This is a genomic window from Cupriavidus sp. 96C5-1 (assembly GCF_057798855.1).
This window is the reverse complement of record NZ_JBYOJU010000064.1, coordinates 1-22,524: the sequence shown is the minus strand read 5'-3', so window position 1 is coordinate 22,524 and position 22,524 is coordinate 1. Positions and strand designations below refer to the sequence as shown.

Annotated in this window: 20 protein-coding genes; 10 read left to right on the top strand and 10 right to left on the bottom strand. The window is 65.7% G+C overall.

The annotated features are described in order from the left end of the window. The first annotated feature begins 106 nt into the window (after positions 1–106). Entirely contained in the window at positions 107–1,498 is a 1,392-nt protein-coding gene (locus tag AC3FOF_RS40640) for an aminotransferase-like domain-containing protein (RefSeq protein ID WP_017227822.1), read from the top strand. A gap of 114 nt (positions 1,499–1,612) precedes the next feature. On the opposite strand, the gene AC3FOF_RS40635 is transcribed toward AC3FOF_RS40640, so the two are convergent. The 4 genes from AC3FOF_RS40635 to AC3FOF_RS40620 form a co-directional block, all read right to left on the bottom strand. Continuing rightward, complete coding sequence (locus AC3FOF_RS40635; RefSeq protein ID WP_488729845.1) at positions 1,613–2,728, bottom strand: CaiB/BaiF CoA transferase family protein; 1,116 nt, start codon at positions 2,726–2,728, stop codon at positions 1,613–1,615. A gap of 17 nt (positions 2,729–2,745) precedes the next feature. Continuing rightward, positions 2,746–3,729 (bottom strand): tripartite tricarboxylate transporter substrate binding protein, encoded by a 984-nt coding sequence (locus AC3FOF_RS40630; protein ID WP_276265044.1) that lies wholly within the window; start codon positions 3,727–3,729, stop codon positions 2,746–2,748. A 72-nt stretch (positions 3,730–3,801) separates the two neighbouring features. Then, the gene (locus AC3FOF_RS40625; RefSeq protein WP_017227825.1) at positions 3,802–4,974 is read right to left on the bottom strand and encodes an acyl-CoA dehydrogenase family protein; all 1,173 of its coding nucleotides are present in this window, start codon (positions 4,972–4,974) and stop codon (positions 3,802–3,804) included. A gap of 10 nt (positions 4,975–4,984) precedes the next feature. Beyond that, positions 4,985–6,538, bottom strand: a complete 1,554-nt coding sequence (locus AC3FOF_RS40620) for an AMP-binding protein (RefSeq protein WP_488729844.1) — start codon at positions 6,536–6,538, stop codon at positions 4,985–4,987. A gap of 99 nt (positions 6,539–6,637) precedes the next feature. Between AC3FOF_RS40620 and AC3FOF_RS40615 the strand changes: the two genes are divergently transcribed. Together AC3FOF_RS40615 and AC3FOF_RS40610 are read left to right on the top strand one after the other, a co-directional pair. Further along, positions 6,638–7,528: a LysR family transcriptional regulator gene (locus AC3FOF_RS40615; RefSeq protein ID WP_017227827.1), complete on the top strand. Its 891-nt coding sequence runs from the start codon at positions 6,638–6,640 to the stop codon at positions 7,526–7,528. Between the two features lie 185 nt (positions 7,529–7,713). Then, a complete protein-coding gene (locus AC3FOF_RS40610) occupies positions 7,714–8,487 on the top strand; it encodes an arylamine N-acetyltransferase family protein (RefSeq protein WP_276265046.1) in 774 nt (257 codons plus the stop codon). A gap of 31 nt (positions 8,488–8,518) precedes the next feature. On the opposite strand, the gene AC3FOF_RS40605 is transcribed toward AC3FOF_RS40610, so the two are convergent. Beyond that, the gene (locus AC3FOF_RS40605) at positions 8,519–8,644 is read right to left on the bottom strand and encodes a hypothetical protein (RefSeq protein WP_488729843.1); all 126 of its coding nucleotides are present in this window, start codon (positions 8,642–8,644) and stop codon (positions 8,519–8,521) included. 16 nt (positions 8,645–8,660) lie between these two features. Further along, entirely contained in the window at positions 8,661–8,948 is a 288-nt protein-coding gene (locus tag AC3FOF_RS40600) for a DUF6881 domain-containing protein (protein ID WP_017227830.1), read from the bottom strand. A gap of 365 nt (positions 8,949–9,313) precedes the next feature. On the opposite strand from AC3FOF_RS40600, the gene AC3FOF_RS40595 reads away from it, so the two are divergent. Next, positions 9,314–10,654, top strand: a complete 1,341-nt coding sequence (locus AC3FOF_RS40595) for a hypothetical protein (RefSeq protein WP_488729842.1) — start codon at positions 9,314–9,316, stop codon at positions 10,652–10,654. A gap of 65 nt (positions 10,655–10,719) precedes the next feature. On the opposite strand, the gene AC3FOF_RS40590 is transcribed toward AC3FOF_RS40595, so the two are convergent. Then, the gene (locus AC3FOF_RS40590; protein WP_488729841.1) at positions 10,720–13,254 is read right to left on the bottom strand and encodes an ankyrin repeat domain-containing protein; all 2,535 of its coding nucleotides are present in this window, start codon (positions 13,252–13,254) and stop codon (positions 10,720–10,722) included. An 88-nt stretch (positions 13,255–13,342) separates the two neighbouring features. Here AC3FOF_RS40590 and AC3FOF_RS40585 point away from each other — a divergent pair, with 88 nt between their 5' ends. Then, a complete protein-coding gene (locus tag AC3FOF_RS40585) occupies positions 13,343–13,627 on the top strand; it encodes a hypothetical protein (protein ID WP_488729840.1) in 285 nt (94 codons plus the stop codon). A gap of 21 nt (positions 13,628–13,648) precedes the next feature. Here AC3FOF_RS40585 and AC3FOF_RS40580 read toward each other — a convergent pair whose 3' ends face one another. Further along, complete coding sequence (locus AC3FOF_RS40580) at positions 13,649–15,229, bottom strand: AcrVA2 family anti-CRISPR protein (RefSeq protein ID WP_488729839.1); 1,581 nt, start codon at positions 15,227–15,229, stop codon at positions 13,649–13,651. Positions 15,230–15,782: 553 nt separating this feature from the next. On the opposite strand from AC3FOF_RS40580, the gene AC3FOF_RS40575 reads away from it, so the two are divergent. Continuing rightward, on the top strand, positions 15,783–16,835 hold the full coding sequence (locus AC3FOF_RS40575; RefSeq protein WP_488729838.1) for a phytoene/squalene synthase family protein: 1,053 nt from the start codon (positions 15,783–15,785) through the stop codon (positions 16,833–16,835). 159 nt (positions 16,836–16,994) lie between these two features. Then, the gene (locus AC3FOF_RS40570) at positions 16,995–17,918 is read left to right on the top strand and encodes a LysR substrate-binding domain-containing protein (protein WP_488729837.1); all 924 of its coding nucleotides are present in this window, start codon (positions 16,995–16,997) and stop codon (positions 17,916–17,918) included. Positions 17,919–17,967: 49 nt separating this feature from the next. On the opposite strand, the gene AC3FOF_RS40565 is transcribed toward AC3FOF_RS40570, so the two are convergent. Further along, positions 17,968–18,111: a hypothetical protein gene (locus tag AC3FOF_RS40565; protein WP_488729854.1), complete on the bottom strand. Its 144-nt coding sequence runs from the start codon at positions 18,109–18,111 to the stop codon at positions 17,968–17,970. On the opposite strand from AC3FOF_RS40565, the gene AC3FOF_RS40560 reads away from it, so the two are divergent. Then, positions 18,095–19,285: an MFS transporter gene (locus tag AC3FOF_RS40560; protein WP_488729853.1), complete on the top strand. Its 1,191-nt coding sequence runs from the start codon at positions 18,095–18,097 to the stop codon at positions 19,283–19,285. The two genes, AC3FOF_RS40565 and AC3FOF_RS40560, sit on opposite strands and share 17 nt — an antisense overlap. 141 nt (positions 19,286–19,426) lie before the next feature. Here AC3FOF_RS40560 and chrA read toward each other — a convergent pair whose 3' ends face one another. Then, positions 19,427–20,629, bottom strand: coding sequence for a chromate efflux transporter (chrA, locus tag AC3FOF_RS40555; RefSeq protein WP_488729836.1), 1,203 nt, complete (start codon positions 20,627–20,629; stop codon positions 19,427–19,429). A gap of 381 nt (positions 20,630–21,010) precedes the next feature. On the opposite strand from chrA, the gene AC3FOF_RS40550 reads away from it, so the two are divergent. Further along, positions 21,011–21,283, top strand: a complete 273-nt coding sequence (locus tag AC3FOF_RS40550; RefSeq protein WP_017227838.1) for a metal/formaldehyde-sensitive transcriptional repressor — start codon at positions 21,011–21,013, stop codon at positions 21,281–21,283. Between the two features lie 157 nt (positions 21,284–21,440). Further along, positions 21,441–21,938, top strand: coding sequence for a GyrI-like domain-containing protein (locus AC3FOF_RS40545; protein ID WP_017227839.1), 498 nt, complete (start codon positions 21,441–21,443; stop codon positions 21,936–21,938). The last annotated feature ends 586 nt before the right edge of the window (positions 21,939–22,524 follow it).

Genomic DNA, 22,524 nt, shown 5'->3' with positions numbered 1-22,524 from the left:
ACCGTCTTTTCCAGCCACGCGTTTCTCCCTCCCGGCGCCTCGATCCCCGCGGCGGGATACCACGCGCTGGTATGCTTCCGTCAAGTAAAAGAACTTAGGAGGCGTCATGTTTTTCCTGGATGCAGGTTCCTCAAAGCCGCTGGTACAGCAGATCGTGGAGCACTTCCAAACGCTGATCACCGAGGGAAAATTTCACTCCGGCATGAAGATCCCGTCCATTCGGAGTTTCGCGGAATCGCACGGTGTCAGCGTGTCCACCGTCGTCGATGCCTATGATCGGCTTGTGGCAGAGGGCCTCCTGATCCCTCGCCAGAATGCCGGCTTCTATGTGCGCAGCTTCCAGCATGGCCAGTATCTTGCGCCCGAGGCCGGCAACCTGGCGAACGTCCGGTTTGATTCGCTCTGGATGCTGCGCCGCATATGGGAAAACCGGTCTGTGGAAATCAATCCAGGCTGCGGATGGATGCCGGAGAGCTGGATGGATGATGATAGCCTGCGCCGCAACATGCGCAATGTGTCCAACCACTCGAGCGGTTCGATGACCGGCTACGGGACACCGAAGGGCTATCTCCCGTTGCGGTGGAAGATTTCCGACTGGCTGAACGAGGATGAGATCTTCTGCCCGCCGGAACAACTGCTGATGACCAATGGCGCCGCGCACGCCCTGGGCCTTCTGACCCAATACCTGCTGGCCCGCGGCGACACCGTGCTGGTGGACGAGCCCGGCTACAGCCTGCTGCTATTCCACCTCAAGCGGCTCGGCGTGAATATCGTCGGCGTGCCATGGACCGCGCAAGGCCCCGATCCCGTGGCGATGGAACAACTGCTGAAGCAATACAAGGTGAAGGTATTCTTTACCAACCCTCGCCTGCATAACCCGACCGGCGCGTCATACACCACGGCCACCGCGCATAAGACCCTGCAACTCGCGGATCGCCATGACTTCCTGATCGTCGAGGACGATGTCTGCTCCGATCTCGACGCCAGCACGCGCCGCTCCCTGGCCAGCATGGATCAGCTCGAACGCGTGATCTATGTCAGCAGCTTCTCCAAAACCATCTCCCCCAGCCTGCGCGTCGGCTATATTGCCGCGCATCCGGATCTGGTTGAAGATCTGACCCAGTTCAAGATCATGACCGGGTTGACGAGTTCGGAGGTCGAAGAGCGCATTGCCTATCAGATTCTCACCGACGGCCGTCACCGGAAGTACCTGAAGGGCCTGCGGGATAAGCTCGTGCAGGCGCAAGACGACACGCGGCGCAGGTTGCAGCAGGCAGGCATGCTGCTATTCAACCAGGCTCACGAAGGCATGTTCGTCTGGGCCCGCCATCCCCGCCATGCCGACGCGCACGAGCTATCGAACCAGGCACTCAACCACGACATATGCTTGGCGCCGGGCCATCTGTTCGTACACGACAAGCAGGTATCGCCATGGCTGCGCTTCAATGTCGGCTACTGCGCGAGCGACAAGCTCTATGAATTCCTTGCCGCCGCATAAGGAGCGCAGGCGCGGCAGGCAGCGCGATCCATTCCAGCGGCCTATCCCTGAGCGGCTGCGACAGCACCGGGAGAAGCGCGCCCGATAACCGCGCAGCCGGGGTTCACCGCGCCTTCAGCCGGCTTCGCCGGACACCGTGCCGTACTCCCCCAACGCCGGCACGCCATCGCCGCTTTGCGGCAAGCCCAGGGAGAACCTGACCGGGAAGCCGAGTGCGATGGCCCCCTCCTCCGGCAACGGGCGGATCATGCCTCTCGCCAGTACGTGCGGGTCGGCAAACAGTTCCCGCGCGCTCAGCGAAGGGGAGAAGGGAATGTCCAGCGGCGCGAAGACTTCGCTCCACTCCGCCAGCGTCCGGGTCAGGAAGATGCCGGCCAGCAGTCCATGCACTTCCGGCTTGTGCTGCTGGCGCCCGGGCCGGGAGGAGAAGCGGCCATCGCGCAGCCCGGGGAAATCCGCGCCGAGCGCTTCGCACAGGTTCACCCAGAACTTGTTCTCGAGGATACCCATGGCAAGGTGACGGCCGTCGCGGGTTTCGAAGATGTCGTTCTCCGGCATGACCGTCGGCGAGGCAAGCGGGCGCTCCGCGAAGTCGCGCGCGGCCCATGCGCCATGCGCCGTCCAGGACAGGATGGCGTCGTGAATGGAGACATCCAGGTGCTGCCCGCGGCCGTTCTGCCGCGCGCTCATCACCGCCACGGCCAGCGCCAGCGCCGCGTAGCCGGAGGCCGCGTAGTCGGAGATGCGGGCGCGCGGGCGCGAGACCTTGTCCTCGACCTGGACCGGCACGGACCAGTAGCCGGCCAGCGCGAGATAGTTCAGGTCGTGGCCCGCATGGTCCGCGTAGGGCCCGGTCTGGCCGAATCCCGAGATGGAACACAGCACGATAGCCGGGTTGATCTCCGCAAGCGCGTCAAAACCCAGGCCAAGCCTGTGCATGACGCCGGGGCGGAATCCCTCCACGACGGCGTCGGCGTCCCGCACGAGGTCCAGGAATGCCGCGCGGCCTTCTTTCGATTTCAGGTCGAGCGCACAGGAGCGCTTGCCGCGATTGAACTGCGCGAACACGGCTGGCCCCAGTTGGCGGGAGGTATCCCCTACCCCCGGCTGTTCCACCTTGACGACCTCCGCGCCAAGCTGCAGAAGCAGCGCGGTGGCGTGCGGGCCGGGCAGCAACTGGCTGACATCGATGATCTTGACATCCTTCAGGCACGACCACTCCGGTTTCATGATCTTTCTCCGGTGGTTCAGCCAAGGTCGCCGCTCATGCCGATCGCGCGGATCAACTGCCCGTAGCGGGCGGTATCGGCAACGACGATGCCGTTGAACTGGGCGGGAGAAGCGCTGCGGCGCAACTCTCCGGCACTGGCTTTGATCTGGGCATCGAGGCGGCCGGCAGCCTGCATTTCGGTGACGGCGGCAAAGAGCCGCTGGGTCAGGTCGGCGGGGAAATGCGCAGGCGCGAACAGGCCGCTCCAGTTGTCGATGACGAAGCCCGGCGGCAGGGCCTCGGTGAACGTCGGTAGCGCCGGGAAAAAGGTGGAGCGCTCGGCTGACGACACCGCCAGCGCCCGGATCTGGCCATTGCGCAGGTACTGGCTGGCCGTGCCCAGCACGGGCATGCCGAACTGGGTCTGGCCGCTCAGCATGGACGTGATGATTTCGGTAGCCCCCTTGTAGGGGATATGGACCGCCTGGGTACCTGTCTGATGCAGCATGGCCTCGACCGCCAGATGCGCGATGCTGCCCTTGCCACCCGATCCGTAGTTGAGCTTGCCGGGGGCATGCTTCATTGCCGCGATCAGGTCGCCCGCTGTCTTGTAGGGCGCGTCCACGGGCACCACGAGCGCGGTCGGTCCGCCGGAGATTGCGGCGATGGAGGTGAAGTCGCGTGCGGGATCGTACGGCATGTTGCGATACATGTGCACGTTGATGACATGCGTATTCGCGAGAATGCCAAGCGTGTATCCGTCCGGCGCGGCGCGCTTGAGCGCGTTCGCGCCGATGATGCCGCCGGCGCCCGGCATGTTCTCGACGACGAGCGGCTGGCCCAGCCTGGCGCCCAGTTCAGCCGACAGCGCCCTGGCGATATTGTCGGGCGCGCTGCCCGCCATGAATGGGACGATCAGGCGGATGGGGCGGTTCGGAAAGGGCGCGGCGGCGCGCAGCGGGGTCCATATGCTGCTCAACGCGGCCGCGCTGGCGGTGGCAAGCCAGGATCGGCGGTTCATGGGAAGTCTCCGTTTTGTCGCATGCGCAGTGGTACTGCGCCGGTGGTATCGAGGATCAGAGGCGGCGTGCGTTCACCGCATGGGTTCGAGGATCGCGCGGGCAATGGTGTTGCGCTGGATCTCGCTGGTCCCGGTGAAGATGCGGAACATGCGCAGCTTGCGGAAGGTCTGCTCGACCGGGTGGCCGCGGGTCACGCCGACGTTGCCGTGGATCTGCACCGCCTTGTCGGCCACTTCGAAACAACGCTCGGAAACGAACAGCTTGCATGCCGCCGCCTTCATGCGCAGGTCGGCGCCGCTATCCGCCAGCAGGGCGGTCTGCGCGATCATGCTCTCGCAAGCCCACAACGCGGCGGCCATATCCGCGAGCATGTGCTGGATGGCCTGGAAGCGCGCGATGGGTCCGCCGAATTGCCTGCGGGTGCCGGCGTATTCGAGCGAGGCTTCATACACCTTCGTCGCCAGCCCCAGCATGCTGGGGCAGTGCAGCAGCCGGTTGACGTTGATGCGCGACATGCCGAGCTTGAAGCCGTTGCCCTCGCCGCCAAAGATATTGGCGCGCGGCACCCGCACGTTGGCGAACTCGATGTCGGCATCGATGTGCTGGCCCGACATCGGCACGTAGTCGGTGCTGACCTTGACGCCGGGCAGGTCCAGGTCGATCAGCACCGCCGTGATGGCCGGCGGCGAGGCGGCCGCGTCGGTGACGCACATGACGATGGCGAAATCGGCAAACGGCGCGCCGCTGATGTAGTGCTTGCGGCCGTTGACGACCAGCTCGTCGCCATCGGCCACCGCCGTGGTGGCGATGCTCTGGGCGTCGGAACCCGAATGCGGCTCGGTCAGGGCGAAGCAGGTCGATTTCTCGCCCCGGATCACCGGCTGGAAATAGCGCGCGAGCTGCGCGGGGGTGGCGTACTTGAGCATATTGCCAACGCGCGGCGGACCGCCCAGATCCCCCAGCACGTGGGGCGCCAGCACGGCGCCGCTGGCGGCCAGGTCCGCCTTCAGCGCGCATTGCTCGGCAATGTTCAGGCCCTTGCCGCCGAGCTCGGCCGGCAGGCAGGCGGCATAAAGCCCCAGCTCGCTGGAGCGGCGCCAGACGCCGCGCAGCACCTCCCTGGGCCAGGCGTCTTCCGAGCCGAGGCCGAGTTCCTTCTCCAGCGGCAGCAGTTCCTCGTCGATATAGCGGCGGATGGCGGCGCGGGTCTCGACCAGCACGGGGTTGGTCAGATGATCGAACATGGCTTTCTCCTCAATTGACGCGGCGGGCAACACCCTGCCAGTACGGCTCGCGCACGAGCTTGCGGGCCAGCTTGCCGCTGGCGTTCTTGGGCAGCTCGCCGACGAAGTCGACGGAGCGCGGCGACTTGTAGTCGGCAATCCGTGCGCGGCAATGCGCGATCAGGTCCGTGGCGCTGGCCTGGCGACCGGGCCTGAGCGCCACCACCGCCTTGACGCTTTCGCCCCAGGTGTCGTCAGGCACGCTGATCACGCAGGCTTCCATCACGTCGGGATGTTGGTACAAGGCCGCCTCCACCTCCGTCGGGTACACATTGAAGCCGCCCGAAATGATCATGTCCTTCTTGCGGTCGACCAGGTAGATATAGCCCTCCTCGTCGACCCGGGCCAGGTCCCCGGTGCGCAGCCAGCCGTCGACGAGCGCCTCGCGCGTCAGTGCCGGCTCGCCCCAATAGCCCTGGAACACGTCCTCGCCGCGGATGACCAGTTCGCCGACGTCGTCTCCTGTCACTTCCCGGCCCTGCTCGTCGACGACGCACACCTCGGTCTCCCCGAGCGCGCGCCCGCACGAGGCCAGCCGCTCGGGCCGGTGCGCCAGCGCCTCGGCATGATCGGCGGTCGACAGCCGGGTCACGCCCGAGGTGGACTCGCTGGCGCCATAGCCTTGCGACAGGATCGGGCCGATGCGCTCCCATGCCTCGCGGATGCGCGCCGGCGCCATGGGCGCGGCGCCGTAGGCAAGCGTCTTGAGGCTGCTCAGGTCGGCGCTGGCCAGCGTCGGTTCCGACAGCAGCATATTGATCATGGCGGGCACCATGAACACATGGGTGATACGCAGGCGGGCCACCTCCGCCAGGAAATGCGCAGGCTCGAATTTGTCGAACAGCACCAGCGTGGCGCCGGTATAGAGATACGGCTGCATCAGCATGCCCGAGGCGTGGGTGACCGGCCCGATCAGGGCCAGGCGGTCGCCCGGCCGGGCCGGCTTGTCCATGCTGAGCAACATCTTGCGCAACGCTGCCAGCCGGTTGCCGTAGCTCTGCATGGCCGCCTTGATCCTGCCCGTGGAGCCGGAGGAAAAATGCAGTACGGCGAGATCGCCGGGGGCTGGCGTGACATCGGGCAATGCCGTGCCGGCACCGGCCAGCATCGCCTCGTAGTCGGCATAGCCCGCTGCCGGCCCGCCGATGGCGATAAAGGCCTCGACCGAGCCGAAGCCGGCGCTCGCCGGCGAATAGCCGGTGTAGCCCGGCCCGGCGATCATGACGCGCGGCGTGCAGTTCTCCATCACGTCCGATGCCTCCGCCCCGGTAAAGCGCGGGTTCAGCGCTGCCTTGACCAGCCCGGCCTTGTACAAGGCGCATTCGATCTCGACCAGTTCGGTACGGTTGCGCGACTGGATCGCCACGCGGTCGCCCTTGGCCAGGCCGAGGCCCAGCAGGGCATTGGCCAGCCGGGTCGAGCGCTCGTCCAGCTGGCGATAGGTCAGGACACGATCCTGATAAAGCACTGCGGCGTGATCGCCCCAGTACCGTGCGGCGCGGCGGAGGAAGAAAGCGAAGCCCATTTGTGTCTCCATGGATGTTCTGGGCCCCAGTCTGTAAGATGCAGGGCATCACTACAATGCAGCAACGGCTATAAAGACATAGCCAACAGGAATGTCCAGATGGAGACAAGAGACCTTGAATACGTGCTGGCCGTCAGCACCCACGGCGGCATCGGACGCGCCGCCGAGACCCTGGGCATCAGCCAGCCGGCCCTGAGCAAGGCGGTGCAACGCGTAGAGGCACAGATCGGCCTTCCGCTGTTCGAGCGCACGGCCAACGGGATGACGCCGACGCAGGCCGGCACGCAGTTCATCGAACGCGCCCGCCGGATCCGCCTGGAGTACGAAGATGCGCTCAAGGAGATGCAGGGCATGCGCACCGGGGAACAAGGCGTCCTGCGCCTGGGCTACTCCCCCTCCATTCCCAATCCGCTCGTGCTGGATGCCTGCCGCCGCCTGATCAAGGAACGGCCGGTGGCCAGGCTTCGCCTGCGCAGGCGCCTGGCGCGCGAACTGATGGACCTGCTCCTGGCAGGTGAGCTGGACCTGGTCATCGCGCCGGTGCCGGGCCAGCAGGCGAGCGAGTTCGCGGTAGAGGAAATGTTCGACGACCGGCTCGTGGTCGTGGCCGATGAAACGCATCCGCTGCATCGCCAGCGCGAAGTGAGGCTGGCGGACCTGACCGGCCAGGAATGGCTGTTGCCCGGGGCGCATATCCTGTTGCGGCAGCAGCTCGACGCCGCCTTTCGCAAGCAGGGACTCGTAGCGCCGGCGCCGCGGATCGAAACCGATTTTGGCAGCTTCTCGCTCTTTCACCTCATGCGGGGCACGCAGATGTTGAGCATATCGGGCGCAAACACCAAGGCGATGCCGGCCGGATTGCGGGCGCTGAATATCGGTCTTGACCAGTTGGACCTGCGCCGGCGCGTGGGCGTGATCTCCCGGGCCGGCGCCTACCTGTCGCCGCTGGCGCAGCGAATGACCGCGCTGCTGCGGGAGCAGAGCCGCTGAGGCATGGCTGCGGGCGCTCCGCTTACCCCCATGACAGCCGCCCTGATCCGCGAGAACAGCATGCCATCGGGCGAATCTGTTACGTAACAGATTCGCCCTTCCTGTATATAGGCAGGCCGTGACCGCGATGCCATCATTGGCGCCAGCTCACCATTCACCACCCACTTACCAGACACAATCGCAGCATGGAAGCCCAAAACTTTACTTTGCGGAAATACTTCGACCGGATCGGTTTTCAAGGATCCGGCGAGCCGGATATGGAAACCGTCGCCGGGATGATGCGGTGTCAGATTTTCACGGTGCCCTTCGAGAACCTCGACGTACAGGCGAAGAAAGCCGTCTCCCTGGTCCCGGAGGAGATCGTCGGGAAAATCCTGGACCGGCAACGGGGCGGCTATTGCTACGAGGTGAACGGCATCTTCGCGATGGCACTGCAGGCGCTGGGCATTCCCTATCAGTTCGTTGCAGCCAGGCCCATGTTCTACCCGGTCAAACGGCCCAAGACGCATATGGCGCTCGTGCTGACGGTGAACAGCCAGCGCTGGCTGTGCGACCTGGGCTTCGGCAGCTATGGGATCCGGGCGCCGATGCGGCTGGATCAGATCGACGTGGAGGTAAGACAGGATGGCGATACCTTCATGCTGAGCCGGACGGACGCCGGGGAGTACCTGCTGAAGGCGCTGGTCGACGGCGAATGGACCAACCAGTATGCATTCGACCTCTCCGCACAGGAATGGATCGACTTCGTACCGGCAAATTACCTGAACTCAACGCATCCGGATGCGATTTTCGTGCAGAAGCTGCTGATCGTCCTGCACAACCCGGAAGGCCGGAAGATCCTCCTCGGCGACACGCTGAAGACCGTGGCCAATGGCAAGACCACGGTGCAGGCCATTCGTCCGGATGAGCGTGTTGCCGTCTTGTTCCGCGAGTTCGGGCTGGAGGCCGCGGCAGCCTGAGGTGCCGGCGGGCGCCCAGCGGCCAGGGCGGTCACGGATGGCAGCGGCCCGCGGGCGCGCTCGCCGCGCGCTTTCCGAACAGCAGGATTTCATCCGCAACCACCTGGCGCAGCGTTGCCGGCGCCGATGGCATCGGTACGAACACGCTGTCGGCCATGCCGGCCGGAGAGCCCTCAATGTCTCGCCGGGCAGGCATATTGCAGCCAGAGCGCCTCGAAAATCTCGCAGGTGATCGCCACGCCGTCGAATTCCGGGTCCGCGTTGATCTCGTCGAGATAGGGCACGGGCACGATTCCGAGACTGGTATTTTCCGTTTTCAGGTATGCACTCGCGAAACCCACGTCTCCGTTCGCGAAGAATTCCAGTTTCCGCGTTTCGTAGCGTTCGCCGTCAAGCTCCGACACGAGGCGAACCGGCTCCGACGACAACTCGTGCGTCCAGGCGACATCGATGTATTCCACGGAGCCTCCGTTCAGGTTAATGCATGCCGGTCCAACGCAAAAAGCGGGCTCTTCGCTAGCGGCGCGGCTGCCAGCGCGACAGGGTTGGCCGCCGCCAGCCGCCATGAAACCGTCCCACGCAGCCAGTCGTGGAACCGGCCCGCCGCTGCGCTCCTTGCCGTTGCATCCCGATAGACGAGATAGTATGCCAGTTGCCCCTGGTGACGGACCGATCCATTGCGCCGGACGCATCGCCTGCCGATTCGGCGGGATCGACGCATTCAGACCGCCGATGCACTAGAATCCCGCACTCCGCCCCCCTCTGTCCGACGACATTGGCGGCCCGCTTCGCTTATTGCGAGGCATGCCAAACCATGGCTTGATCGATGCGCAGATCCAAGGCTTATATGCGTGCATTGCTATTGTTGCTGATCGCACCCGTGCTGTGCGCCCTCCAGGCGGGTATGGCGGCAGAGTGCCGGCCCGGCCCCGGCGCACCCCCCGTCGACACGCCGTACAACGGGTATCAGCCCACGGGCTACAAGGGCGCGCTGGAGCGCGACGCGCTCTGGTTCCGGTCCGTCGCCACCGTCAGGCAGGCGGACGCCTCGACGCGGTATGTCCTGAAGCGCCAATCCGCGGCGCGCCGGCAGCGGTACGAATCCATCGAGCCCGTCATGCTCGGCGGCAACACCTTCGGCTTTGCCGCATACCGGGACGGCTGCGGCACGCTGCTCAATGCCGATGGTGCGTCGCTGGGCGTGGCGCCGTTCAATGGTATCGAGACTGACTATCCCACCGAAGGCATGCCGGATCGCGGCGCACGTTTCAAGCTATCGTTTTCCGACGGCACGGACAGCGACTACGCCTACGTCATGTTCGTCAACGGACGCATGCGCGCCATGTCCCCGCACCACTATGTCTCGAGCTATTCGTATAGAGACGTCAAGACCTCGGGCGTCATCCCGCCTCATCTGCGGATAGTGGCGACCGCGTCCACCGGCGCGTTGGGCGTACTCGATATGGCTACGCTGCAGGAGGTGCTGATGCCAGAGTGGCTCGGCATCGGCGCGCTGAGCGATGCGTCGGTCCTTACCCCGGACGGCCACGCCGTCACCACTTATCTGGTGGCGGCCGGCAGTGCGGGACTGCGTCTGCACACGCTCGGCGGCAAGGCGATAGCGCTGCCCCGATTCGATCAGGCGCGCCTGGTCTACGACTGGTTCTCCTCCCCGGACGAACGTGGTCTGCCCAACCCGGCCGTCATCGAGACCATCGACACCACGGCCAGAACCTGCCGGATCTATACCGTGAGCCTGAAACCACTGCTGGACGATGCCATACCGCTACCGAGCCGGGGAACATGCCTTGCCCGCAGCCGGCCGGCCGGGCCTTACTTCATGTTTTCCGACAAGAGCGGAAAGACCCAGGTCTATCGCAAGGAATTCGCCGGCAGCGAGGGCAAGCTGGTCAGGACGGCAACCGATGTCGACGGCGAATTCACCTACGGGTTCCGCACCGGCGTGATGGTGCTCAAGAGCACCCGGACCGGCACCGCATCGTATCGACTCGTGGATGCACAAGGCGAGACGCTTGGCGGCATGCCCCTTTCGGGCTTCCGCGATCTGGGCTGCGGTTTCGTCCAGGTTCAGCGCGAAGGGAAATGGTGGTCCCTGCATGAAGATGGTCAGCTGTCGCCTGAACTAGGCTATCCGTTCAGCTGCTGACGAGGGCCATCTTCAGATCCATGCGGATAGCCGGGCGCGAAAACGCAAGGCTGAATGAGCGATCTTCAGCGAACGGCGACGCTCGCGGCAGCGCGCCGCGCCAGTTCGTCGGCACGAACGCCGGCAAAGGGCCAGGCGCGCGCGGTCATGCTCATGTCGCAGTTGCCGGCCTTGGCGGCACCCTGCATGACATGGCGGACCGCAGCCGCCATGTCCGGGCTGATAGCCTTGCCGGCATGGCCCAGCTGCCACGACAGCACATCCGCCACGGCCATGCCGCAGCGCTGCGGGTCGCGGTACAGCGCGGCGTCGTGCTCCAGCAGCATCTTCACCTTGGATGACTGGTCCAGCTGCATCATGATCACCAGCGGCAGCGCGTCGTTCTGGTCCACGCCGTTGATGCGCATGCCGCTGTCGCTGCGGTCGGTCTGGTCGGCACCCGCCTTCAGCCACGCCAGGTACAGGTCATCCGGCAGCCATGGCGCGCTCAGTGGCGCGATCGCGTTGTCCTTCAGGCCTCGCGGACTGTTCTGGTATTTCAGGCTGACGCCGGCGGCAACCATCCGCTCGGCCACGGCACGCGCGCTGGCGCGCAGACCGTCCCAGGCAGGACTATCCTTGCTGGCTGCCGCGCGCGACTCCATGTCGCTCCACATACGCAGCAGAGCCGACAGCGGCTCGCTGGTGAGCGGCGCCGCCGGCTTGCCCGAAGCCTGCACCAGACGGTCCACCAGCGCTGGCTGCAAGTAGCGCGCGGACAAGCTCAGTGCCTCGTCCAGCCCGTTGCGCGCCACGGCGTCCCTGCCGCCATAGCCGCCCACCGAAGGGTCCGCGCCACGATCCAGCACAAAGGCCACGCGCTCCGGAATGGCAAGGGCCACGCCCGGTTTCAGCTCGCTGCTCGACTCGCGCAGCGCATCGAGCAGCGGCGTTTCCCACATGACGCGGTTTCCATAAATGAGCCAGATGTAGGCCGCGTTGATGTCGGCGCCCTTGGCCAGCAGCTGATCCGCAAACCAGCGCGTGCGGAAGTTGCTGATGGCCGCGTGCAGCACGGTGCGGCCCTTCTCGTCATGCGTGCGGGGATCAGCGCCGTGGGAGAGCAGGTACTCCAGCGTGGCGCGATCGTCCCCATAGTAGGACGTGCGCCACATCAGCAAGGGTGTGCCGTTGTAGTCAGGCGCCTCGATCGACGCGCCCGCCGCCAGCAGCATATCCGCGATGGCATAGCGCTGCGCCAGGGGGCGCGTATCGCGCCCGTCCGGCATGGCGCCGGCCAGCATGGCCCGGCGCGGGCCCGGTCCGTCAGCCTTGGCGCCGGCGGCCAGCAAGGTGCGGACGATGTCTTCCTGCTTGTGGTACACCGCCGCGCCAAGCGCCGGCACGCCATGCTCGTTGACCCCGTCCGGATCCTGGCCGCGCGATAGCTGCGCGCGCACCGCGTCCAGATCGCCGGCCTTGATCGCCTGGAAAATCTCCAGCCGCGGCCGGCATGTGGCCGGGGTCAGCTGCTTCTCGTCCAGCGCGGTGCCGATACGGGCCGCCACGTTGGACGGGATGGCATGGTTCGACGCCAGCCGCAGGCTGCAGTACTGGCGGTAGTCCTCACGCGCCAGCGCCAGGTAGTAGTCGCGCTTTTCCGTGTTGCGCTCGCGCTCGCGTTGCTGCCAGCGCGCGTCCGCGCGGTTCAGGTAGGCGGCGATGCGCGACGGGTCCCGGCGCAGCACCTCGCCCAGGATCAGGTCGGCCTGGGCGGCATCGCCGGTCTCGGCCAGCCAGAATCCATAGTCGTTCAGGGCGACCAGCGTGTCGGGGTATTCGCCCTTGGGATCGATCTCGCGGTAGTCCTGCTCCATGACGAAGGTGCGCAGCTGCGCCAGCGCGCGGGCGAATTCCGCGGTCTTTGCGCGGGGAATGGCACGCGCCGCCTGGTGCAGGGCCCGGAAGGTCGCCAGCGTATCGACCGGTGAACGCTGCACGAAACGCAGGTCGGCCGGCAAGGCCGTCAGGCGGCTCGGATAGCGCACCAGGGCTTTGCCCAGCGTGGCCATGGCCTGGGCCTGGCGTGCCGCGTCCCAGGGGCGCGTGCTGGTCACCGTCGCAGCGCCGGCGTCGGCGCGCACCGTGATGGCTTCGCCGGCGGGGTCAACCAGGTAGCCGTTCACCTGCTTGCCGTCGACATCGTTGTAGGTATAGGCCACCCAGTAGAAGGTCTCGTCGCCCCGGGGCGCGGTGACGGACACGTTTTCCTCGCGCGCCGGGCGCCATGCACCCGGGTCGATTGCCAGCGCCGGCGAGCGGAACGCCAGCGTGGACCTGCTGCCTTCGCGCAGGTAGCGGTAGAAGAACAAGCGGTTCTCGACCTGGCCGACCAGCAGCGCATCGCGTGCATTCTCGGTGCCCCACACACGCCGTTCCGGCTCGTTCAGGGGATAGCGGCTCAGGCGGATGGATTCGATGGCCGCGCCGATATCATGCGCCAGCGCGGGACGCGGATTGCCTGCGGCGCAGGCAAGCGCCAGCGCCGCGGCGCCGAGCAATCGGGAAATCCGGGGAACGCGGCGGCCCTGGGAATGGGCGATGGAAGGAATTCGGAGCATCCGGGACTGAGCAGAGTGATAGGCGGGCCGATGATACCCTCCGCTCGCTCGTCAACGCCAGGGGCTGCTTACGTTTGCAGGAATGTGCTTGCATCTCGTTGAGCGCGCGCTGCGCGAGCACGGGCGCGGGCGCGAATGCCATGCCGTCGAGCAGGCCAGCATTCCGGTCGACCAGGAACTACTGCATGCGTTGAAGAACCAATTCGTGACTTGGCTTGCCGAGCCACTGGTCATGGAAGGGCAGGACACGCACGGTTCGCCTGTGTCATACAAGAGGATTCGATGGCAGCATCAAGGTTGCCTCTCGAAAAGCAAACCTCCACGGGATCAGTGCCATATAAATCCTGATCAGCCGAAACGGCAGGGTGCGTGACGAACGCGGTGCCCAGCGGTGCTATTCCCCCAGCCGATCCGCCCGTACGATGACGGGACCGATGAAGCTCAGCTTGCGCCGTGAGGCATTTGGCCCGTAGGGCTGCATCTTGAAGTGGGGCCGTCGCCAGTGGCTCCTCATCTCACGCATGCCGCTGCCCGTTGGTGCTTTGGGTGCCGCTGCCGGCTCCGCATCCAGCATCGCAGGGCCGACGACGTGACGGTCATACAACTGTTCAATCTCGGCGAGCCGGGCCGTACGTTTGCGTCCACCCAACCCTCTGAAGTTCCTCGGCGCATTCGTGTAGGCGCGGTCGTGCACGATATGCGCGTCACGGACGGTCAGATACAGCAGCATCTTGATCGCGTAAGCAAGCGCACCCCGCCAGTGTTGGCGTATTTCCTCGCTGTCTGCCATCGGTTCGCGGAACGCCTCATCCAGCAGTTCGCAGATCGTTCGCTCGGGCCGTTCAAGCGATAGCTGGATGGCATCCATCACGACGCTCCGGGTGGCGTCCGCAGTGTGCGCCCAGGTCACAAAACTGTATGAAGCATCTCCCTGGAAGATGACGATGGCCTCGTAGCTCCCCGGCGCGGCCCACATCGATGGCTCTGGAATGAGACAGAGCGTGTCGGCAGGCAGTGTTAGCGAGCCGATCGGTACGTCGTCTGCAATGTAGGCGGAACTCAGCAGGCGATGCAGCGCCTGGCTGGGCTCGTAGAACACGCCACCTCGAAGATCGAAGGCTTGCCATACGACGCTCTGCGACGCATGCAACGCCAATTCCGGAGCCGATCGCCCTCCCGATTCCGCTGGCAGAAGGCTCATGGCAAAGTTGCCCGTATGGCTTAGCAGGGACCTGATGTTCCGCGTGCGCATCGCCTCCGTGAGCGTCTCCCCATCCGTATGCGCATCCACCACCTGGCGAAACGTCTGCCATGCGGCCAGCGCCCCGGTCAGCCGATAGCGCACTGGTGCCGGCAAGCGTGCATAGCGCGCCTCATTGGTCTGGATGCTCTTCTCCAATGCGGGGAGCAGCGCGCCGCGCATGACCGCCACAGTTCTGGCCAGCGCATCGGCGGCAGGATCGAGGGGCACGCCATGTGGCTCGGCCAATGGCGTGCGGCCGCGATGTTTCGCATAAGACTTCAGGAATGCCCTTTCGTGCCGAACGACGATGTGCAGGGCGGCGGGTTGCATTCGGGCCCGGTCGATCCAGGCAAAATGGAAGTAGATGCCGGACTTCAAGGTCATGGTCACGCCCGCCCTGGGTTGCCGCATGGTCAGCCAATCGATCAGCCCGGGGCGAATGCCAGTCCAAATGTCGACGGCGAGCCGTTCGGTCTCGGCCTCGCTCCGCGCTTGCGAAGTGCCAGTCGTAACCCACATCGAAACGCCCGGCAGAATATCCCGGCAAAGGACCGGCTTCCCGTCGAGCGACCATGACGCCTGCAGCGCGAGTCTGACGAAATCAAACGTGCTGTGACCCGGGCCAGCCGGGATGTCGATACGCCCCCCCTCGCGAATCGCCAGGTCCGTGATGCCGAACGCTTGGCTACGGGCTTTCGGGGCAGGTTCATAACGGGCGTGCTTGTCGTGCATGGGCACTCTCCATCCGAGCCGATTCGCCGCCGCCTGCCGGCACGACTTCGACCTGCCTGGCAGCTTTCGCCTTGAGCAAGGCCTGCGATCGAATGACTGGATCCAGTACAACATCGTGTCACTAAAAACCGCCCGACGCGCTTCGTGACGTCGCGCATTGGGCATCCCAGATGGCAAATCATATAGAGGCAGCACACATCAATTCCCGAGAAAAATCTCGAAATTCGTAGGATATTTCGCAATGTCCGTGCCGAATGCAGCCAATCACATGCCTTTGGGGCAAGCGCCGGGATAGGCTGCGGTTCTCCGATGCCTGCCGTCGCCGTTGCCCCTTACGGTCCCTTGAACGAAGAGACAGGTGCTGGAAGTCAGGGTCTTGCGCCAAGACCGGAACGGCGGCAGCGGCAGCGAAGCCATTTCGCCAGGCCTTCGCGCGCGTCGAAGAAATCGGGGGGAGGATCGCACGCTACCAGGCAGCAGCCCTTTGCCGGATACAATGCGGCAGCGCCTGACCAGTCCAATGTCCAATACCGACCTGATCCCTGATCCATCCATGCACAATCCTGACCGGGCTTTTCTTCTGGGCCCGCTGCTGAAGGGGGTTTCGCGTTCCTTCTACCTCACCCTGCGGGTGCTGCCCGCCGGGATGCGCGATCCGATCGGCCTGGCGTATCTGCTGGCACGCGCTGCGGACACGATCGCGGACACCACGCTGATTCCGCCGGGGCTGCGGCTGGAGCTGCTCCTGTCCCTGCGCGGACAGGTCAATGGCGCCGCGGACGAAGGCGCGCTGGTGCGGCGCATGGCGGCGGAAGTGGCGGGTCAGCAGACGCAGTCGGATGAAAAGATCCTGCTCGAATCGCTCGGTCCCGCGCTGGCGGTGCTGTCCCAACTGAGCGAGCCGGACCAGGCCGCGGTACGCGAGATCGTGACGACCCTGACGGAAGGCATGGAATTCGACCTGCGTACGTTCCCGGACGAATCCTCCGGGCAACTCGTCGCGCTGCGCGAACCGGAGGAACTCGACCGGTACACCTACCTGGTCGCGGGATGCGTTGGGGAATTCTGGACCAGGATGACCTACGCGCATATGCCAGGCACCCTCAAAGGCGAGCCCGCTTCGATGCTGCGCCGTGGCGTGCGATTCGGCAAGGCGCTGCAGATGACCAATGTCCTGCGGGATTGCGGCAAGGACCTGCGTATCGGCCGCTGCTACCTTCCGGCCGCGATGCTGGACCGGTTCGACCTGACTCCGCAAGACCTGCTGCTGCCGGCGACGTCCCGCCGCGCGCAACCGCTGCTGTTCGAACTGCTCCGGACGACGCTGGAACACTACCGCCAGGCGCTGGCATACACGCTCGCGATCCCCGCGGGCGCCATCCGGCTGCGGCTGGCCTGCCTGTGGCCGATCCTCATCGGCCTGGAGACGCTGCTGCTGCTGGTCCACAACGACGGCTGGCTGGATCCGGCCAAGGTCTCCAAGGTACGGCGCGGCAAGGTGTACCGGATCCTGGCGTGTTCCGTACCGCTGGCGGCATCCGACAAACTGCTTCGCACCTGGGTTGAGCGGCTGATGGGGCGAATCGAAGCGCGGCTGCAAGGCTGACACAACCCGTACCGGCAGCGCGCGCCCCAGGCTTGCGGCAGGCAAAACAGCGATACACTTTCCGTTCGTGCGGCTCGGCGGCGTCCGCTCCGGGCGCCGCCCTTTGCGCCGCGATGCAGCACGGTCCCCCGAACGCCGTGCAGCCGCCAGGAATGTGCCATGCCGCTTCGTCTTCCCCCGCTTTCGTCTCTGCGCTTCTTCGAAGCGGCCGGGAGGCATCAGAGTTTCAAGCTTGCCGCCGCGGAACTGAACGTAACGCCAAGCGCGGTGAGCCACGGGATCGTCGGGCTGGAACAGGCGCTGGGCGTCGAGCTGTTCATGCGCGAGCCGCGCGGGCTTACGCTGACGCCGGAGGGCGCGGACTACCTGTCCTACATTGCCGAGGCGTTCTCCCTGATCGCCATCGGCACGCAGCGCCTGCCGGACAATCGCGCGAATCGCGCCATCGCCGTGAGCTGCGCGCCCACCGTCGCATCCCGCTGGCTGCTGCCGCGCCTGCATGGTTTCTGCCAGCACTGGCCAAAGCTCAATGTCAGCGTCGACACCTCGCAGCGGCAGGTCGGCTTTCCCGTCGATGGCTTCGATTTCGCCATCCGGATGAGCCGGGCCCCGGTCGCCGGCGCGGCATGGACCCGTTTGTTCGGCGAACGGCTGGTGCCGGTGTGCAGCCCGGCCTACCGCGACACCTTGGCCGATCCGGCAGGAAACGTCGATCTGCGGCGGGCGACGCTCATCCATGTCAGCCCCGCCAGCGAGGATTGGCAGGCCTGGCTGGATGGCACCGGCACGGCCGGCATCGAGCCGTCGGGAGGCTTGCGCTTCGATACGATCCAGCTGGCGTTCGAGGCGGCCGCCGCAGGCCTTGGCGTGGCACTGGGCAGGCGTCCGCTGGTCGACCGCGACCTGGCTGCGGGGACGTTGGTCGAAGCCAGCCCGAAGGCCATGGCCGCTGAAACCGCCTACTGGCTGGTGAGTTCCGAGGCCGCGGACCACCGGCCCAGCCTGCTCGGCTTCAAACGGTGGCTGCTGAAGGAGGCCGAGTGCTTCGGTACCGCCGCCGGGCCGGGGATCACGGCCAGCTAGACAGTGTTCCGCTGCCTCAAGATCACAGGTGAGAAATTCTCACCTGCCGTCAAAATCTTCTCCTTTGCCGCGCAAGCCGCCCGCTGCCACCATGGGTGTCCAGGAGGGCAAGGTTGATGTCGACGGCAAACAGCAGGCACGTTGTATCTTTGAAGAACCAGGCGGCATGGGTTGTCGTGTCGGGGGCGCTCATCCTGAGTGCCGCGATGGGGATCCGGCAGACCTTCGGGCTGTTTATCGGGCCATTCTCCTTCGACCGCGGCATGCCGGTCACCCAGGTCGCCTTCGCGATCGCGCTCCACAATCTTGTCTGGGGATTCGCCCAGCCTTTCGCGGGCGCCGCGGCGGACCGCCATGGCTCCGCGCCAGTGGTCGCCTTTGGCGGAACCACCTTTGCCGCCGGCCTGGCCCTGGCGGCACTGGCGCCGTCGGGCGCCATGCTGGTGGTCGGCATGGGCCTGCTGGTCGGCATCGGGGTCAGCTGCACGACCTTCGGCGTGGTGCTGCCGGCGGTCGGGCGCCTGGCTTCCCCGGAGAAACGCAGCATGGCGATGGGCCTGGCAAGCGCGGGCGGGTCGCTGGGACAGGTCCTCGTCGTTCCCCTAACGCAGACGATCCGGGAAACGTCGGGCGTCTCCACCTCTCTGCTCGTACTCGCGTTCCTGATGCTGGCCGCGGCGCCGCTGGGAATCGTCCTGGACCGCCGGAACCCGGGCGGCGCGCCATCGCGGGAGCCGCCGGCGCCTTCCCTGAGAGCGGTGCTGTCCCAGGCGTGCCGGCACCCCGGCTACCGCCTTCTCACCATTGGTTTCTTCGTTTGCGGATTCCAGCTGGCCTTTATCGCAACCTATCTGCCCGGCTACCTGTTCCTCTGCCATATGCCCGCGGGACTGGGCGCAACGGCGCTGGCCCTGATCGGCCTGTTCAACATGGCGGGAAGCTGGGCCTGCGGCTGGCTGGGAGGACGCTTCCGCCAGCAAACCGTGCTGGGCTGGCTTTACCTGATCCGGGGCATCGCCATCGGGGTCTTTTTCCTGTTGCCGAAGACGGTGGGCTCGGTCGTCGTCTTCGCCGCCGTGATGGGCCTGACCTGGCTGGGAACCGTGCCGCTGACGAGCGGGCTGGTGGCGAAGGTGTTCGGCACGCGGCACCTGGGGACGCTGTTCGGGGTCTGCTTTCTCAGCCATCAGGCCGGCTCGTTCCTGGGGGCCTGGCTGGGCGGCTTCGTCTTCGACGCGACCGGCTCCTATACCCTGCTGTGGGGCGCCACGGCGGTTGCCGGGCTGCTGGCGGCCATGCTGCACTTTCCCATCAACGATACGGCGGCAGGAAATCCGGCCCTCCAGTCCGGGCCGGCACGCACATGAGCGCGATCGCCGCCGGCGCGGCCGGTCCAGCCCCGCAAGCGCTGATGCTCGGGCCATGCCGATGCGGACATGGTTGCCGTGCTGAAGGCCATCGAGGCGCGGAGCAGGGCTCAGGGGTGATGCGCACGCCTTGCCGCCCGGTCACACCAGGCTCAAGCCCCACCCGATGACGCCGCTGGCGACGACCACCGCCCACGGCGGGAGCTTCCAGAACATCAGGGCGACCAGGGCCACGAGCGCCAGCCCGAAGTCCGCCGGCCGGTGGATGGCGCTGGTCCACACAGGCTGATAGAGCGCGGCGAGCAGCAGGCCCACCACGGCCGCATTCACGCCAAGCAGCGCGGCTTGCGTGTGCACGCTGCGGCGCAGCCTTTCCCAGAACGGGAGTGCGCCGGCCACCAGCAGGAACGACGGCGCAAAGATGGCAACCAGGCAGATCAGGCCGCCGGCCCAGCCCGTTGGCGTGTTGTTCATGGCGGCCCCGAGAAACGCCGCGAACGTGAACAAGGGGCCGGGCACGGCCTGGGTGGCGCCATAGCCGGCCAGGAACGCTTCGTTGCTCACCCAGCCGGTGGGCACGACGGCGGCCTGCAGCAGCGGCAGTACGACGTGGCCGCCGCCGAACACCAGCGATCCCGCACGGTAGAAGGCATCGAACATGGCAACGGCACGGCTCGGCACCAGCTGCGCCAGAACCGGCAGGCCGAGCAGCAAGCCAAAGAACACCGTCAGCAAGACCACCCCGGCGCGATGGCCGACCCGGATCGCCAGCGGCTCGTGCACCGCCGCCTGCGCGGGCTTGAACAGCACCAGGCCCGCGATGCCGGCCGCGGCGATCACGCCGACCTGCGCCCACGCCGACGGCACCATCAGGACCACGCAGGCCGCGATAGCCATGATGGTGACGCGAAGCGGGTCCGGGCAGAGGTTCCTGGCCATGCCCCAGACCGCTTGCGCGACCACCGCCACGGCAACCACCTTCAGGCCATGCAGCGCGCCGGGCGCGATGACGCCGCCGAAGCCCGACAGGCTCAGCGCGAACAGGATCAGGGCGCAGGCCGACGGCAGGGTAAAGCCCGCCCATGCCGCGAGCGCCCCGGCGTAGCCCGAGCGGGACAAGCCCAGGGCCATCCCCACCTGGCTGCTGGCAGGCCCTGGCAGGAACTGGCAAAGCGCCACCAGGTCCGCGTAGCCGCTCTCCGAGAGCCAGCGGCGGCGGCTGACAAACTCTTCGCGAAAGCATCCCAGGTGCGCCACGGGGCCGCCAAAGGAGGTGAGCCCAAGACGCAGGAAAATGAGGAAGACTGCCCAGGGATTACGGTCGTCGGTTGGGGCGTTGGTCATGCGATCGTCTTTGCGTTGCGTCTTTGCAAGCAGCGGCAATGGCTGCCGGCTATGGTCGGGATTCGATCCCGAAGCCGATTATGCTGTAAAAGCCGTGACGCAGAGATGATGCACCTCGTCATCGTGGCTGCGGTGCCCATGCCCCAGACGCAGGCGGGCATTGAATTCGCGCGGCTCCGGAAACGCTTGCTCCGACTCGACGGACCCATCGCGCTGGATGAAGGTGAAGCGCTGACGGCCGCTGTCCGCGCGCTCCGTCTCAACGCTCATCCCGCCGGCGCTCCAGGCGCAGCCTTGGCGGCGCCGTCAATACTGACTCCCGGCATGGATATGCTACCCTCCGGCTCAGTAATTCCGGCAACAAGACGAGGCAAGGGGGATATGGCACACACTGTTCGAGACAAGGCCAAGCTGCTGGCGCGGGTCAGGCGGATACACGGGCAAACCGCCGCGCTGGAGAGGCTGCTCGACAGCGAGACGGATTGCACCGCGGTGCTTCAGCAGATCGCTGCCATCCGCGGCGCGGTGAACGGCCTGATGGCCGCCGTCATCGAAGGGCATCTGGTCGACCATGTGGTGAAGGAAGCGGAACCGGAACAACGGCAGCAAGACCTGGACGTGGTGCTCCAGGTCATCAAGTCTTACCTGAAATAGCCGCCTGGCCAGGTAGTGACGCCTGGCGGCATGCGCCAGGCAGCGGAACGCTGGCAGTTGCCGGCAGGCGGGGCGGGATCCCGATCCGGATCGCGCCAGCGCCGGTGCCGGCGCGGAATCATCTGACTCGCAAAGAGAGCATCCGGAGACTTCAAGCATGACAGAACCCACGTTGACCGATCTGCCCGCGCCCCGCTTCGAAACCGGCCGGTCTCTGCTGATAGCGGGATTCAGCGGGCGCTTCACCATTGAGACCAACGGCGGCATTCCCGCCCTCTGGCAATCGTTTATCCCGCATATCGGCAAGGTGCCGGGCCAGGTGAGCAACGTTACCTATGGCGTTTGCTGCAACCCCGATGGCAATGGCGGCTTTGAATACATCGCCGGGGTGGAGGTGCGCAGCCTGGCAGGCCTCGATGCGGCATTTCGCTGCATCGAGATATCTCCGCAGCGCTACGCCGTGTTCGAGCATGCAGGCCCGCTCTCCACCCTTCCTCGGACGTGCATGCGTATCTGGAACGAGTGGCTGCCGGCGTCGGGCATGGTGTCGGCGTTTGCGCCTGATTTCGAGCGCTACAGTGAGGATTTTGATCCTGCGGCGGGGACTGGGGTGTTGGAAGTCTGGCTGCCGGTTAGGGAGCGGGGATGTGTTTAGGATTCGGGCGTGGGTGGGTTGAGACAGGTTTGCAGGGCCTGAAGGCGGAGTGGTGTCGGGGTCTTGGGCTTGGGTGGGTTGAGACAGGTATGCAGGGCCTAAAGGCGGAGTGGCGTCGGGCTCTTGGGCTTGGGTGGGTTGAGACAGGTCTGCAGGGCCTAAAGGCGGAGTGGTGTCAGGCTCTTGGGCTTGGGTGGGTTGAGACAGGTCTGCAGGGCCTAAAGGCGGAGTGGTGTCAGGCTCATGGGCACATGGAGGTGTCACTTTTCTTTACTCGTAAAGAAAAGTAACCAAAAGAAAGCGATCCTTGCAGGAGGCTGGCTTATCAGGATCGGGGACGTTTCGGATTCGTGGTGGGCGCGGCGGTTCTAATAAACTGCTGGCGCTACCGGCACGAACGGCATTGCCACTGCGAATGACGGTGGTTTCATTGTATGACCCCTGAATGACGATCTCGCTTGCCCATTCAGGCATCTGCCGTTACCAGTTTATATGGCCACTCGATCATGAACGGCACTGGTTTCGTCGTGGGCGCGGTGGCTCCAGATTTTGGGTATTCGCCTCAAGCCGGGGCCACCGCGCCCAC